This window comes from Corynebacterium lubricantis DSM 45231, from assembly GCF_000379425.1.
Lineage (GTDB): Bacteria > Actinomycetota > Actinomycetes > Mycobacteriales > Mycobacteriaceae > Corynebacterium > Corynebacterium lubricantis.
Genome location: NZ_KB902181.1, coordinates 20,374 through 34,796, shown reverse-complemented (window position 1 = coordinate 34,796; position 14,423 = coordinate 20,374). Strand labels below are relative to the sequence as shown.

Here is a 14,423-nt window from a genome sequence, read left to right as displayed (position 1 = left end):
TAGCGGGCCTTTTGGGCGCTAATGGGAGAAAATTTTAGGAGGTCTTGCGCTGGCGGCGGGCTGCAAGTTCATCGATGGTGACCACGTTGTCGTCGTCTCCATCGGTGGCGATCCGCTCGGATGGGAAGGACGAGATGGTTCCGGTGAGTTCCTTCATCACACCTGGGACGGCGATAGAGAACACACCCTGGCCGCCGTTGAGGAGGTCAATTACTTCGTCGGCGCTGCGGCACTCGTACACGGAGGTGCCATCAGAGACCAAGGTGATCTCGGCGATGTCGTTGACACCGCGGTCACGCAGCTTGTCTACTGCGAGACGGATATTCTGCAGGGAGATACCGGTATCGAGCAGGCGCTTGACAATCTTCAGAACCAGGATGTCTTTGAAGGAGTACAAACGCTGGGAGCCGGAACCCTGTGCGCCGCGGATGGAAGGCTTCACCAGGTCGGTGCGTGCCCAGTAATCCAGCTGGCGGTAGGTGATGCCCGCAACCTGACATGCGATGGGCACGCGGTAGCCGACTTCATCGGATGGACCAATGTCGAAGAGTGACTCCTGCACTGCCTGATCTGTGTGGTCGGTGTGTTGTGTACTCACGTAATTACTCCCATGGTGTTTATGAATGCGCCTTAAAAGCTATTAAATGCCAAGCGTAGACGTTGGTCAAGCCTAGACAGGTGAAACACGCCGAAGTCTAAACCTAAAGTTTAAGTTTAGGCTTAAGTTTCATCGTTGTCATTAGACTCGCCGGAGATGTCTGCCTCATCCACACCAAGGCTGCGCATGAGAGACTCGAAATCCGCATCTGCCTGCGCATCACCGCTGGCAGAAGCCGAGTCGTCTTCCTTCGCCACCGGCAGATCGATCCCGAACTGATCGCGGGCATCCTCCCCCGAAATCCAGATCGACGCCTGCGAAAGCACCGTCTCGTCCGCCTCAATCGGCAGATCTAAAATCGTAGAGAGAACTAGTGCATCCGACAGCCGAGCATCAATCTCTTCGCCGTCTTCCATCTCCAGCGTGGCCACGAAAGTGCCGTGATAGTAGCTGGAAATCTCGATGGCTTTCACGCCTTGAGTGGATTGCTCAATGATGGAGACCATCAAATCATAAGTGTCAGGGCGGTCAGATTCCCACATCGCGTCGCGCGCCGCCAAGCGAGCACCTTCAATTGGTGGGATCCAGACTGGAACAATGCGGCCCCGCTCCTCCCAGTGCAACAGGGCACAGAGGAAATTTTCCGGGCCAACAGAATGTACGCCGTAATAAGTTAAAGGGACCATGCTCATAGTCCCTGATTCTACAGGCCCAACCTAGTCCAGCCGGGACCGGAGTTCTTTCTTTACCAGCGAGGCGTGAAGCGAGACCACCAAGGCAGACATTTGCTGCCCAAGATCCTCGGCCTGTTGCTTCGCCGTGGAACGCTGTGACTTGGCTACAGGGCCTGTCACCTGCGCGATGAGGTCTGCCTGCCGTGAAGCTGTATTGCGCAGCGACTTCAGGTGGCGAGCATCGAACCCGAATTCCTTCAACGCCAATGCCGTAGAGACCGTTTGCACATCGTCCGCGTTATACAGGCCAGAAGAGTCAGGCGAGAGCACGCCGATCTGGGTGAGCTCAGTAATCTGATCAACGGACGTATTGGCCTGCTGTGCCACATCCGCATCCGTCAAGCGCGTCTGTGCAGGAGCGCGGAATTTATCCGCCGAGATCATCGGCTCGGCATCGGTTCCAGATAAGAGCGCCGTGACCTGACCCGAGTCCATCGCGTCGAGCTGCTCACGAATCACTTTGAGCGGCAGATAATTATCGCGCTGGGTCACCAAAATGTAGCGCAGCCGCTCGACATCGCTTTCGGTGAAGCGACGGTACCCCGAATCGGTGCGCTGTGGAGTAATTAAACCTTCAGATTCCAAGAAACGAATTTTCGAGACGGTAACGTCCGGAAACTCTTCGCGCAGGCGTTCAATGACCACGCCGATGGACATGGTCTTCTTCCCCGTCTTTTGCCCGGCCTTCGGCGAGGTCGGGTGCGTCTGGGTCTTGCGTACAGCGCTCACGTGTGTCTCTTGCTCTACTTCAGGTTCAATGAATATGGATCTCCCTTGAGGGGACTAACTGCTTACTTTTCTGCGGTAATGAAAACCAGGCGGAACTTACCAATCTGGATTTCATCGCCAGTGGTGAGCACCTGCGAGTTGCGTGGCTCACGGTTGACATAGGTGCCGTTCAGGGAGCCCACGTCTACTACCTCGAACTCGCCCTCATTGCGACGGAATTCCGCGTGACGACGAGACACCGTAACGTCATCGAGGAAGATATCCGCTTCAGTGTGGCGACCGGTCGTGGTGGTGTCGCGGTCAAGCAAGAAACGTGCGCCTGCGTTAGGGCCGCGCTTGACAACGAGCAGCGCCGCACCCTCAGGAAGGTTATCTACGCCCTGATTTGTGGACGCAGGGCTCGCACCATTTTCCATTTCTTTCAGCAAATCTGCACGGAAAACCGAAGTGGTTTCAACCTGCTGCTCTGGAGTACCGGTGTTCTCGCTCAATTTATTCTCCTGACACTATTCCAAAGGATTTAGTAACTAACGGATATCATACCGATAAACGGTTCCCTCGCGCTGTAAGAGTCGCGGAGTGCCACATTTCGGCCTTCACTATCTAAACATATTGGAGATTCCCGAGATGACCGAATTGCCGCTGCCTGCCAGTGGATTGTCCGAGACCATGTAGGTCCACGTCGCGCTCGGGCGCTTCCACCCCGCATTTTCCAGGTGGGCACCATTTCCATCAATCTCAACCGACTCAAACGTCTCTACGGCCTCATCTACGGCACGCTGTGCCAATTCCTTGAATTCGGCAACCGCAATCCTGTGATATTCGTCAATCGGAGTCTCCCTTGCGATTGCGCGCAGGTGAATCGATTCGCGCACATCATCCATCAACGCCAGGTGCTCCGACCACTCGTTGTCCAGGTGGTACAGCATGATCTCGCGCGCTGCTTGTTCGCGTATCGACGATTCAAGCCCCTGCAACTGCTCAGCCCGCTCTGGCAAACGGGCAGCGAGCTCCTCCCAGGCCTTATCGGAATCCAACAACGTCGCGCGACGCTCGTCGATAATCTCGCGTTGATCGGCGAGCAGCTGGTTATATTTCCAGGTCTGCCTGTGGATCTCCAACAACTGGCCTTCGGTAACACGCTGGCAGTGCTCGACGAAGTCTTGCACCCGCTTGGTCTGGATCCGCCCGTCGGGTTCGGGTTTGACGGTCAGCTCATTGTCGGCGCCTCCGGAGACCACAATGTCATCCTCCATGGACACGAAGAACAGGCTCAAGCCTGGATCTCCCTGGCGTCCCGCTCGTCCGCGCAGCTGATTGTCCAGGCGTGATGTGCGGTGACGCGCGGTACCAATCACGGCGAGCCCGCCGAGTTTCGCCACTTCGTCGTGGTCGGATTCGTCTGCTCCACCGAGCCGGATATCGGTGCCGCGTCCTGCCATCTGTGTGGAAACAGTGACTCGGCCCAAGTCGCCTGCCTCGGCAATGATGCGGGCTTCTTCCCTATCGTTTTTCGCGTTCAGCACGTTGACCGTGATCCCGCGTGCCTCCAGCGCCTCAGAAAGTGCCTCAGACTCGGCAACATCGTGGGTACCAACTAGAACGGGTTGACCCGTCTCGTGGAGCAGCGCGATCTCCTCGACGATGGCGTGCTGCTTATCGGCCATGGTGTGGTAGACCCGATCGGCCTCGTCGAAACGCTGCAGTTCCTTGGCGCGCGGAATCTCAGAGATATGCAAGTCATAAAACTCGCGCAGCTGGTCGGTGGCTTCCACGGCGGTGCCGGTCATGCCAGCGACGCGCGGATACCTGCGCATCAGCGCCTGCAGCGTGATCGAATCGAGGATTCGCCCGCCCTCGGTTACATCGATGCCTTCTTTGGCCTCCACGGCGGCCTGGAGGCCATCGGGCCAGCGCTGCAGCTCGGCGACGCGCCCCTTCGAGGCATCCACGAGGGAGACCTTGCCGTCGTCGATGATGTAGTGCACGTCGCGCAGAAGCAGCGCCTTGGCGTGCAAGGCCAAGTTGACCTTGACCAACGTGGTGCCGATGTGTTCGTCAGAATACAACGAGTCGATGCCCAAGCGTTTCTCTACCCGTGTCGCACCTTCGTCGGTGAGGAAGACGTTGCGCTGGTCGTCGTCAATTGTGTAGTGCTCGGTCTCGCGCAGGTGTGCCACCACATCCGTGATCTGCCCGGTAGCCTGCACGCCGGGCTCGGAGCCAGCGAGGACGAGTGGGACGAGCGCCTCGTCGACAAGCACGGAATCGGCCTCATCGACGAGCGCAACTTGCGCTGGGACCTGGACCGTCTGATCACGGTGCGTGATCTGGTTGTCGCGGAGATGGTCAAACCCGATCTCGGTCACTGGCGCGTAGACCACGTCGCTCTCATACGCCGCGCGACGCTCCCTCCGCGGCGTGCGCTCCGTCACATACCCCACGGTCAGACCAAAGAACTCGACGAGCGGTCGCATCCACTGCGCATCGCGTTCGGCAAGATAGTTGTTCACCGTAATGACGTGCGTGCGCTGGCCCGTCAGCGCGTAGCCGGTGGCCGCCATCGCTCCGACAAGGGTCTTACCCTCACCAGTAGCCATCTGAATCACATCGCCCTCGAGCATGCGTAGAACAGCCTGGTTCTGCACGTTGAAAGGCACCATACCGAGGGTGCGCTCGGAAGCAATGGACAAGATCGCTAAAAACTCAGACTTGTCGGTGATCTGGTTCTCCGTGACCAGTCCGCGCGCCTTGGCGGCTAGCTCCTCGTTCGATAGCGCTGCGAGCGAATCAATGCGCTGATGCGCCTCGTCGACGATGCCTTTCGACTTTTTGGTGTTGCGTTCGCCCGATGCGCCCATCGCCTTCCAAAACCAGTCGAATGCAGCCATGCGCAAAAGTCCTTCCCTTAAATGTGCCTTAGCCGACGAGTTTACGTGAGTTGGCTAAGCGCCTGTCGGAGCACTCACCTATTCTTGAATGGATACAGGTCCACACGCTTCCGGAGGTATTTCGCGCCATGCAATCTGTCAACGTCACGTTCCCTTCATTTACGGGAGTGGAACTCGCCGGCACCATTGATCGGCCAGATGCTCCAGCCACTGCATATGCGGTCTTGGCTCACAATTTCGCGGGCTCTCGCCACACCCCTGGTTCCTCCCGGATGTCGAAGCAGCTAACCGAACATGGCATCGCCACGCTGCGCTTCGATTTTCAGGGACTCGGTGGCTCCAAAGGTGATTTCGCGGACACTTCCTTCACCCAGAATGTGGAAGACGTGGTCGCTGCCGCGGAGTGGCTCAAGGAAAACTACCGCGCTCCCCAGCTGCTCATTGGCCACTCCCTCGGCGGCGCCGCCGTGCTACGTGCTGCTTCCGAGCACAAGATGCCCTACCTCCATGCCGTGGCCACCGTCGGCGCGCCTTTCGATCCAGCGCACTCCGTGCTCCACTACGCAGATAGCGTCAGCGAGGCCGATAAGAACGGCTCCGTCACGGTTACCTTGGGCGGCAAGGACCTGGTCATCTCGCGCGCCTTCCTCGAGGACCTCGCCTCGCTGAACCCGGAGACCTACCTCCCGAAGCTGCGCAAGGCGCTGCTGCTCGTGCACTCGCCCATCGACCAGATGGTGGGCATCGACAACGCGCAGACCATCTTCCGCGCCACCCGCTACCCCAAGAGCCTGATGAGCTTGGACAAGGCCGACCACCTGCTCACCAAGACCGGCACCGCGCAGCGCGCCGCCGACATCATCGGTACGTGGGCGAAGCAGTACATCGAACCCGAGTTCACGCCCGAGCCCACCACCGACGACAACGCAATTTCGCGCACCGCCCGCGGCACCCGCTTCGGTGATGTCGTGCGCACCTCTAACAGGGAAATCACTACCGATCGCCCTCGCAACAATGGCGGCCGCGGTCAGGGTGTCACGTCCAAGGGCCTGTTCATGAGCTCGCTGGCAACTTCCACCTCCCAAGCCATCCGCGAGGCCGCGAAGGGCATGAAACTCGACGACGTCCGCGTCGAGGTCACCCACATCACCGGTGCCACTTTCGAGCGCAAGATCACGCTGTACGGGCAGCTTAACGACGATCAAAAGCGCACCCTCTACGCCGCCGCGAACACCTCAGAGATCGACGAGATTCTGGCCAAGCGCAAGATCGTGACGGTGCATCAGTGACCTGTTACTGCGGCTCCGGCCTCGCTTACAAGGATTGCTGCGGCCAATATCACGCCGGTAAGCAGGCCCCCACTGCGGAGACACTCATGCGTTCGCGCTTCAGTGCCTTCGCGACCGGCAATTCCGAGTACCTCCTGCGCACCTGGGCTCCAGAGAGTCGTCCCGGCTCCCTCGACCTGTCGGGTTCGCCCGTGCAGTGGGAGCGCTTAGTCATCCTTGATAAACAAGGTGGCGGCCTTTTCGATACCACCGGAATCGTCGAGTTCGAAGCCTTCTACAAGGGCGGTTCCCAGCGCGAGCGCTCCTCCTTCCGCAGGTTAGATGATGGTAGCTGGGTCTACGCCGAGGGTGACGTGAGCTAGCCCTAGGGCAATTAGCATTCGAAACTCACAATGTTGTAACCTGTAAATCGTTGCCACTTGTGGCACGCGGGCTGTGGCGCAGTTTGGTAGCGCACCACACTGGGGGTGTGGGGGTCGCAGGTTCAAATCCTGTCAGTCCGACCAATTTTTCTAAGGCACGCGCACCTTCAACACACCGGGTGCGATCCGCACGTGGAACGCATCCACTTCCCCAATCTCGTCACCGTCGACTTCGAAAACCTCGCGGTGCGAGAACGAGACTTCAATCGACTCGCCTTGCAGGTAACGCAGTGAATCGCTGCCGTCGCCGGAGCTCTTAGCCTTCTCTCGCTGCCCGCGCAGGGTGAACCAAAGCTTCTGCGACATCTGCCACACCAAACGACCCCCGATAATGGCCCAGCCAAAGATGCCGTTCGGGCGCATGATCACCACATCAAGCTTGCCGTCATCGGGAACGGCATCCGGCAAAAGGGTCAGGTTATTAACCAGATCACCGCAGTTCCCCACGATCACGCTGTGTGCCCGCAGCGTTCTCCAGCGACCCCAATCCAGGCGCCGGGTGAGCTTGATCCGGTTGCCGCCCTTCAACGACTTCAGAATCGCTACTCCATATGCGAAGAATCCGATGCGCTTCTTTAAATCGTCGTCAGTGTTGGCAATCATTTGCGCATCAATGCCGACACCTGCCATCACGGCGAAGGGAAAAGTTTCCTTCGAAGTATCGGGGTAAGTGACTTCGGCATGGCACAGGTCGATTGTGCGTTCCTTCTCGCCGAACGCCGTGCGCACGGCCGCTTCGAAGTCCGCATCCAAGCGCAGATTCCGCGCCAAGAGGTTGCCGGTTCCAGCAGGAATGATGCCCAGGCTGGCCTCCGTCTCCGAGACAGCCTCCGCCACCAACCGCACGGTGCCGTCGCCACCGCAAGCGATGACTAAGTCGTCGCCCGCGTCGACGCCCTTCTTCGCCTGGGAGTATCCGGGGTCGTCCTCGGTGGTTTCCTCCCACTTCACGTCGTAGCCGTGAGCATGCTTGTCGACGAGTTTTGCTAACTCTTCCCGGTTTACCTTAATGGGGTTGTACACTACGGTCGCGGTTTTCCGCGGTGCTGGAGTATTCACCCCACCTACTTTACTGGCCCCGGTACGCCACGCCCCAGAAGTTCAAAATCTCGTTGGTCGTCAAATCGGAATCCACGCCGGATTTATCAGTGGGGTGTCCTGGCCACACGTGGCCACCGGTTCCCACACGGATGTGCTCCAATGGTGCGTCGCAGCCTTGATACGTGGATTTGACGGCAGTATTGCCAACTTGAGTGAGGACGACCTCGTCGCTGCAGTGGTTACGACGTGCGGCTTCATTCAACATCTCCGGCACCGAGTGGTATTCGGTTTCGTGGCGTGTTCCGCCGTCGTATTCGATGACCTCGTCCGCGGTGCCGTGGATGTCGATGTGCTTCATTGGTATCTCTGAACAACCGTCAGAAACGCGCCAATAGTAGGCAGCCGACACGGTCGCGATGCCGGTGAACTGATACGGGCGCTGGCAACCTAGATACGCCGCGAAGCCACCTCCGTTGGAAAGGCCAGCCGCGAAAACGCGAGCGGAATCGACAGAGTAGCGCGATTCCACGTCTTCACGAATCGCATCGACAAAGGCGATATCTTCCTCGCCAGTTGTTTCTGCATAGGGTGCTGGCGCCCACGCCTGTTCGATTCCATTCGGATACACCACAATGGCATTGGCCTTGTCGAAGTTTGAGTATTCACGGATCGCGCTCGCATACTCGGTCATGCCGTGGAAGACGAAGATGAGTGGCACTTTTTGGCCATTAAGGGCGGCTGGGGGCGCAGTAATCCAGTAATTGCGACTCTCATCGCCCACCTGGATGGTGCGCCGGCCAGAGCGGGACTCGCCAATCATTTCAGTGGTCGGTGCTGCCGCTTCCGACTGTGGCTCTGGTTCCGGTTCTGGTTCAATTTCGCGAACTTCGGATTCACCGAAAGCGTCGTTCACGGGAGGTGTAGTTTCTTCTTCCGACGCACTGCAGCTTGATGCGACGAGCGAAATAGCCGCTGCAAGCGCAGTGGCTATGCGGGTCTGCAAACTCACTCGGGGTGTCGTCCTTCCTGCCATGCCTGCCACATCTGGGCGTATGCTCCGTCGAGCTCGATTAACTCATCATGGGGACCGCATTCAATAATACGTCCATTATCCATCACAATCACTTCATCAGCCGTACGCGCTTGATCCAAGCGGTGCGCAACCACCAACGCTGCTCGATCCCGGGCTACAGTTGCTGCCGCTTGTTCGAGATTTCCTGCGTTCCGAGAGCCTGCTTCGGCTGTTGCTTCATCCATAATGACAACTGCGGGGTCGAGAAGCAAAATTCGCGCCAGGGCCAATTGTTGCGCCTCAAAAGGTTCTAGCTGGAAACCTTGCGCGCCGACTACTGTGTCTAGTCCCTCAGGTAAGTCCGCAAACCAATCCGCACCCACCTTGTCAAGAGCCTGCAACAACTCCTCATCACTCGCGTTTGGAGTGGCGAGCGAGAGGTCGTCGCGAAGCGTCCCGGAAAAAACATAAACTTCCTGCGATACCATCGCAATTCGTGCGACGCGTTCGTCGTCGGAAAGCTTGTGTACCTCTACCCCGTCGACGAGGACTTTGCCTGCCGAAGGGATGCGCAGCCCCGAGGCGAGCGACGCAACCGTGGTCTTTCCTGCGCCGGAGGCACCCACCAGCGCGACGGTCTCACCTGGCGCGATGCTGAGGTTCACGCTGTCCACTGCGAGGTGCTCCCCTGCCTCGCCGTAGGCAAAGCTCACGTCGATCATCTCGACATTGCCCTCGATCTCAGGCGCGCCGACGTCAGGAATTTGCTCCGGCGGGTGCGCAGTCACGCCGACGATTCGGGCGAGCGAGGCGTAGCCGGACTGGATGGTGTCCAGAATGCGCATCAAGCCCATGATCGGGCCTCGAACGCGGATCAGCATCAGCATGGCCGCGGTGACGGCGCCGACGGTCAAGGCACCCGAGTTCACCGTCACGAAGGCAACGACGAGGCCGGCCGACAGCATGAGTACCTCGCCGACCGAGATCCAGATCTGCAAGGTGATCATGGTGGTACGCGCCTTGAAGCCGTTCTTGACCACGGCGAGGGAGGATTCGTCGATGTGCTTGTGAGTGGCTTCTTCCATTTGATAGGCGCGTACTGTGGCGCGACCATGGATGGCTTCCAAGATGCGCCGCGCTCGCTCTGCCATGCTGGCGCGCTCGGCAGCGTAGCGTTCCGGTGCCACGTTGAGGTAGCGTCGCGCCGCAAAGAAGTACACGGGTGCAGCAACCAGTGGCACGAGCAGGAATTGCCAGTCCATGCTGGTCAGCGCTACCGCAGTGGCCAGAAGAGTGAAGGCGCTTGATGCCAGAACTGGAATGGATTCGGTGACAGCCGTGGAGAGTTCGGAGACGTCGTCGGTTGAGCGCGAGACCAAGTCGCCCGAGCCAGCCTCTTCCACGCGGTGGACGGGCAGCCCTAGCGCCGTACCCACCATCGACTCGCGCAGGTTGGCAATCACGCGTTCGGCAATGCTCGCGACAAGGAAGAATCCCAGCGCGCTGGCTCCCGCGGACACAAACGAGGCGACGACAAGCCAGCCGGCGGACTCCCACAGCGAGCGAGCTGTTCCGTTTTCGATCACGATGTCCACAACCGAGCCCAGGATCTGGGGCACCACCACGTTTGCGTAGGCACCAACGCTGAGCAGGATCAGCGCCCATATGCTCTGCGACCGCGCATTCGGCACGGCCCTAAGCTGCACGCCAAGTTCGCGGCGCACTTCACCGAAGGTAGCTAGAGGGAATCTCATGCTTGCTCCACCACCTTTGCCACTCGCAGCCAGGCCGGCTGTTCCGTATAGATCACCGTCGGCTTCTCATCACGCTCGGCGGCGAGACGTTCGGTGATTCTTTGCTCGGTGATCGAGTCCACGGCCGTTGTTGGATCCTGCAGCACCAACACCTCTGGGTCAGCCGCAATGGCGCGCGCCAGCGCCACGCGTTGGCGTTGCCCGCCAGAGAGCTGTCCGCCGTTTTCACCAACTTCCTTCTCAATCCCGCCAGGGATATCTTCGGCCGCTGCTACCCAGAGGGCATGCTTGGCCACTTCGGGGTCGGGGTGCACGTTGTCCTGCACAGTGCCCGAAAACAGCTCAGCCGAGTGTGGCGAAACGACAACCCGATCACGCGGAGCCGTCAGCAGCGCGTCTGGGGCTTCACCGGTATTCACCGTGATTCCTTGCGCCAAGGCGGGGACGTCAGTGGCTTCGTCGTCAAGCGAAAATCCTGCTCCCAGAATCTTGCGAATGCGTGCGCCAGAGGCCTGCGCCGATGCCCAACGCGACGCAATGTTTTTGCCCAACATGGTCATCGGCTGGATGATGAACTGCGTCAGGCCGACAACCGTGATCAGCTCGCCGATCGAGATTGTGCCGTTCAGTGCCATAAAACCCGCCGCGATGCCGACTGCGACAACGTAGAGAGAGCCCGTCGTCTCAGTCACGGTATTGAGCTTCGCTTGTGCGGCATTGGCGTCGACGGTGCGCTCGTACGCCTCATTCGAGACGGTGTTGTAACGTTCGCGGACCGTACTGACCGCGCCGAGGCCTTTGAGCGTGCGCAGCCCCTGCACCACGTCGGTCGCCATCGCGGCGGTCGCAGCCAGAGATTTCTGCCGCTTGCCCGACGCGACACGCAGTGGTGTCGCCGAATAAAGCGCAATAGCGACGACGGCTGGCCCACCCACGAGCACAGCAATGCCGAGCGGCACATTGATCGCCATCATCATCACGCCAACGTAAATAATGGAGGTCACTTCGGCGACCGGAAACACGGTCATCATCACGGCATCCGCGACGCGCTGGGTATCGGAGGAAGCGATGGAGAGCAGCTCGCCCGCCGTGCGCTTCTTGCCTGCGATCCCGCGCGGATGCATCACGCGATCGGTCACCGCCATGCGCAGGTCGTGGCCGACCCACAGAGTCGCGCTGATCAGCAGGCGACGGCCGAAATACGCCACAGTCATATTGACCAAGTACGTGGCCACCAGAATTGCGATCCACTTCACCAATCGATTGACGCTCCCGTTGGCAATCGCATCATCGATAGCTTGCCCAACAATCACAGGAGTTAATCCGTTGCACACGAATCCCGTGGCCATCAGAATCGCCGCGGGCACCGTGCTCCGCCAACGAGAGGTAACAGTCTTAATCAGCCATCGCGGATTGTCCGGGGCAGGCAAATTACTCATGAGGCCACATCATACGGGTAAATTGTCTAACCATGAATCCCGTCGGCAGCCTCCACCGTCCCGCGAGTCAGAAGGCCGCGCCCACGTTTCGCGACGCCTCGCACCGCGCGGATTCTGCGGCAGCATTTCGCCGCGGAGCGGACGTTTACGACGACGTCCGGCCGTCCTATCCGCCCGAGGTAGCAATGCTTATCGACGATTGCTCCCGCGTCGCCGACATCGGCGCCGGCACCGGAAAGCTGACCTCTACCCTGCTGCGCCCCACTCGAACAGTTTTCGCCAGCGACCCCTCCGCCGACATGACCCGAGTCCTGGCGGCTTCCTTTCCTTCTCTTGGAGTCTGGCGCGCGACTGCCGAAAACACTGCGCTTCGTTCTTCTCGTGTTGATGCTCTGACCTGCGCCCAAACCTGGCACTGGGTGGACACCGCTGCCGCATCCGCTGAAGCCGACCGCGTCATCGCGCCGGGCGGCAAGCTCCTCCTCGTCTGGAACACCCTCGATGTCTCCCACCCATGGATTCTGCGCCTCGCCCGGATCATGCGCTCTGGCGACATCCAGCGCGAGGGCTTCTACCCTGAGGTCAGCGCGCCGTGGGTGCTTCACGACGAGCTCCGCATGCGCTGGATCCAGCACCTCACAACCGACCAGGTGTACGCACTTTCCCAGACTCGTTCCTCCTGGTTGCGCGCCTCTGAGGAGGTCCGCGAACGCATGAAGGAGAACCTGCGTTGGTATCTCTTTGACCGTCTCGAGTTTCAGCCTGGGCAACTCTTACCTATCCCGTATCGCACTGAGGCGTTTGTGTATAAGCGCGACTAGGCGCTATTTGGTGTCCCTGGCGTTTGGTCCTTTGGAGGTCGCAATTTGTCCGCACGGCGGACTGTCAGGCAATAGGTATTGATGCATGGTGTAGGCCGCTCCTGGCCCATCCCATCAACCACCTAAACATAAGTCTGCCAGCTGACAATGTCCGCTCGGCGGACTATTGAGTGATAGGTATTGGCGTTGCGTTAGTCAGTTTCGGGCCATCCCGTTGAGTACTCTACTTCGGCTTCAGGGTCGCAATTTGTCCGCACGGCGGACTATCAAACGATAGAAACTAAGCGCAAATTTCTTTCGTACAGGTGTTCCATATTTGACACAAGTGTTCTAAAATGAAATACAACGGAAAACAAAGACATTCTTGCAACGCGTCGTACTGATACGACGCACCGGGGGCGTTTCAACCATGTCATACACCGAATTTCTCGAGTCTCAATCAGATGAAGACATTATCCACGAGGTCCAGCGAACGAGTTTTCAGGCTCGACGTTCCAAAGCGGAACTACTCATCTCTATCGCTCAATTTCACAAGCGAAAACTTGCAGAATCTAATGGGGCAAAAAGTACTTCTGCTTGGCTGGTGCGTGTATATGGGTTTAGTAGGCAATCTGCTCACGAGTACATAAGCGTTGGTACTGCCCTGCTTGACTTCAATGTCGCAGCGAAAAGCTTGCATTCGGGGGAAATAAGCTACTCAGCTCTTCGAATGATCTTAAAGTACATGACCTATGAAAATGAGTTTTCCCTGGTAGACCTTGCACGAGAGTTAACTATTGAAGAATTGAGGCTTGCCCTCGCTGGTCTAGATCCAGCCGAAGAACCAAAACCAACCGCTGATAAACTTACGTACCACGTAGATGAAGATGGTCGAGTCGTCGGATCATTCAATCTAAATCCAATAGACGGTGCAAACTTCCTATCTGCAATCAAGATCGGCGAACTCTCTTTCAAAGAGGACTTCGGTGGACTCCAAGGCGATGATTTCGCTGATGACGAAGCTGTGGACAAAGCTCACGATGAAGCTGAGCATCCTGATCCATCTCGATTCGGCATGACACCCCGTGCGAATAAGCTGCTCGGGTTAAGGGGATTGCTCAACATCGCCAGGTCCCAACCGATCCAATGCAGGCGGGCACCGGGTGCCCAAATCAATGTCACGATGACAACGGACGGTCATGCTTTTCTCCCCTTCCAGCCTGGCGCGCCAAGCAGCGTACTTCGTGGCGTGATTGAAAACGGATTTTTCAAACTCGATCTCGTCGACGAGAACGGGATTGTCATCAACAGAGGGCGTACTCAGCGCATTGCAACTGATCATCAGGCTGATAGCGTACTCGAGCAATCTCGCAGGCAATGTGGCATGCCCGGCTGCAACAACTGTAACTACATGGAGATTCATCACCTCCACGAATGGGCTGAGGGTGGGGCAACTGATATGGATAACTTGCTAGCCCTGTGTAGTTCTTGCCACACCATGGTAACGATGGGTCAAATTCGAATCGAAAAGGAAAACGGGGACATACATTACTACTTCCCCGATGGAAGCTGGTACACATCAACCAAGCGCCAACCACCGCGACTTCGTCGCGAAGCTAGCGCACCTAAGAAGCAAGACAAGCTGCCGAGCTTTCTCCTGCCTGGTGATTCATTCGACGACGTCGACGTCGAATTCCCGGGTGACCCGGCATGA

At 58.3% G+C, this 14,423-nt stretch carries 13 protein-coding genes and 1 tRNA gene; 5 read left to right on the top strand and 9 right to left on the bottom strand.

The window, feature by feature from the left end:
• Positions 1-34: 34 nt before the first annotated feature.
• From A37O_RS0100180 to secA2, 5 genes are all read right to left on the bottom strand, one after another.
• Entirely contained in the window at positions 35-598 is a 564-nt protein-coding gene (locus A37O_RS0100180) for a MerR family transcriptional regulator (protein ID WP_018295466.1), read from the bottom strand.
• A 122-nt stretch (positions 599-720) separates the two neighbouring features.
• On the bottom strand, positions 721-1,290 hold the full coding sequence (locus A37O_RS0100175) for a bifunctional nuclease family protein (RefSeq protein ID WP_026195992.1): 570 nt from the start codon (positions 1,288-1,290) through the stop codon (positions 721-723).
• Positions 1,291-1,314: 24 nt separating this feature from the next.
• Entirely contained in the window at positions 1,315-2,061 is a 747-nt protein-coding gene (gene ftsR / locus A37O_RS0100170; protein ID WP_083912549.1) for a transcriptional regulator FtsR, read from the bottom strand.
• A gap of 62 nt (positions 2,062-2,123) precedes the next feature.
• The gene (gene odhI / locus A37O_RS0100165) at positions 2,124-2,552 is read right to left on the bottom strand and encodes an oxoglutarate dehydrogenase inhibitor Odhl (RefSeq protein ID WP_018295463.1); all 429 of its coding nucleotides are present in this window, start codon (positions 2,550-2,552) and stop codon (positions 2,124-2,126) included.
• A 108-nt stretch (positions 2,553-2,660) separates the two neighbouring features.
• Complete coding sequence (gene secA2 / locus A37O_RS0100160) at positions 2,661-4,952, bottom strand: accessory Sec system translocase SecA2 (RefSeq protein WP_018295462.1); 2,292 nt, start codon at positions 4,950-4,952, stop codon at positions 2,661-2,663.
• Between the two features lie 128 nt (positions 4,953-5,080).
• Here secA2 and A37O_RS0100155 point away from each other — a divergent pair, with 128 nt between their 5' ends.
• From A37O_RS0100155 to A37O_RS0100145, 3 genes are all read left to right on the top strand, one after another.
• Positions 5,081-6,241: a bifunctional alpha/beta hydrolase/OsmC family protein gene (locus A37O_RS0100155; protein ID WP_018295461.1), complete on the top strand. Its 1,161-nt coding sequence runs from the start codon at positions 5,081-5,083 to the stop codon at positions 6,239-6,241.
• Positions 6,238-6,603 (top strand): YchJ family protein, encoded by a 366-nt coding sequence (locus A37O_RS0100150; protein ID WP_026195991.1) that lies wholly within the window; start codon positions 6,238-6,240, stop codon positions 6,601-6,603. The genes A37O_RS0100155 and A37O_RS0100150 overlap by 4 nt, the downstream gene beginning before the upstream one ends.
• Positions 6,604-6,670: 67 nt before the next feature.
• Positions 6,671-6,747: transfer RNA gene (locus A37O_RS0100145), tRNA-Pro, on the top strand.
• 6 nt (positions 6,748-6,753) lie between these two features.
• Here A37O_RS0100145 and A37O_RS0100140 read toward each other — a convergent pair.
• The 4 genes from A37O_RS0100140 to A37O_RS0100125 are packed head-to-tail and all read right to left on the bottom strand — an operon-like array spanning position 6,754 to position 11,909.
• Positions 6,754-7,722 (bottom strand): diacylglycerol/lipid kinase family protein, encoded by a 969-nt coding sequence (locus tag A37O_RS0100140; RefSeq protein WP_018295459.1) that lies wholly within the window; start codon positions 7,720-7,722, stop codon positions 6,754-6,756.
• A 10-nt stretch (positions 7,723-7,732) separates the two neighbouring features.
• A complete protein-coding gene (locus A37O_RS0100135; RefSeq protein ID WP_169332140.1) occupies positions 7,733-8,713 on the bottom strand; it encodes a CE1 family esterase in 981 nt (326 codons plus the stop codon).
• Complete coding sequence (locus tag A37O_RS0100130) at positions 8,710-10,470, bottom strand: ABC transporter ATP-binding protein (protein WP_018295457.1); 1,761 nt, start codon at positions 10,468-10,470, stop codon at positions 8,710-8,712. The genes A37O_RS0100135 and A37O_RS0100130 overlap by 4 nt, the downstream gene beginning before the upstream one ends.
• A complete protein-coding gene (locus A37O_RS0100125) occupies positions 10,467-11,909 on the bottom strand; it encodes an ABC transporter transmembrane domain-containing protein (protein ID WP_026195990.1) in 1,443 nt (480 codons plus the stop codon). Before A37O_RS0100125 ends, A37O_RS0100130 begins: the two co-directional genes overlap by 4 nt.
• A gap of 32 nt (positions 11,910-11,941) precedes the next feature.
• Here A37O_RS0100125 and A37O_RS0100120 point away from each other — a divergent pair, with 32 nt between their 5' ends.
• Both A37O_RS0100120 and A37O_RS0100115 read left to right on the top strand, forming a co-directional pair.
• Positions 11,942-12,730, top strand: a complete 789-nt coding sequence (locus A37O_RS0100120; RefSeq protein WP_018295455.1) for a class I SAM-dependent methyltransferase — start codon at positions 11,942-11,944, stop codon at positions 12,728-12,730.
• Between the two features lie 409 nt (positions 12,731-13,139).
• A complete protein-coding gene (locus A37O_RS0100115) occupies positions 13,140-14,423 on the top strand; it encodes an HNH endonuclease signature motif containing protein (protein ID WP_026195989.1) in 1,284 nt (427 codons plus the stop codon).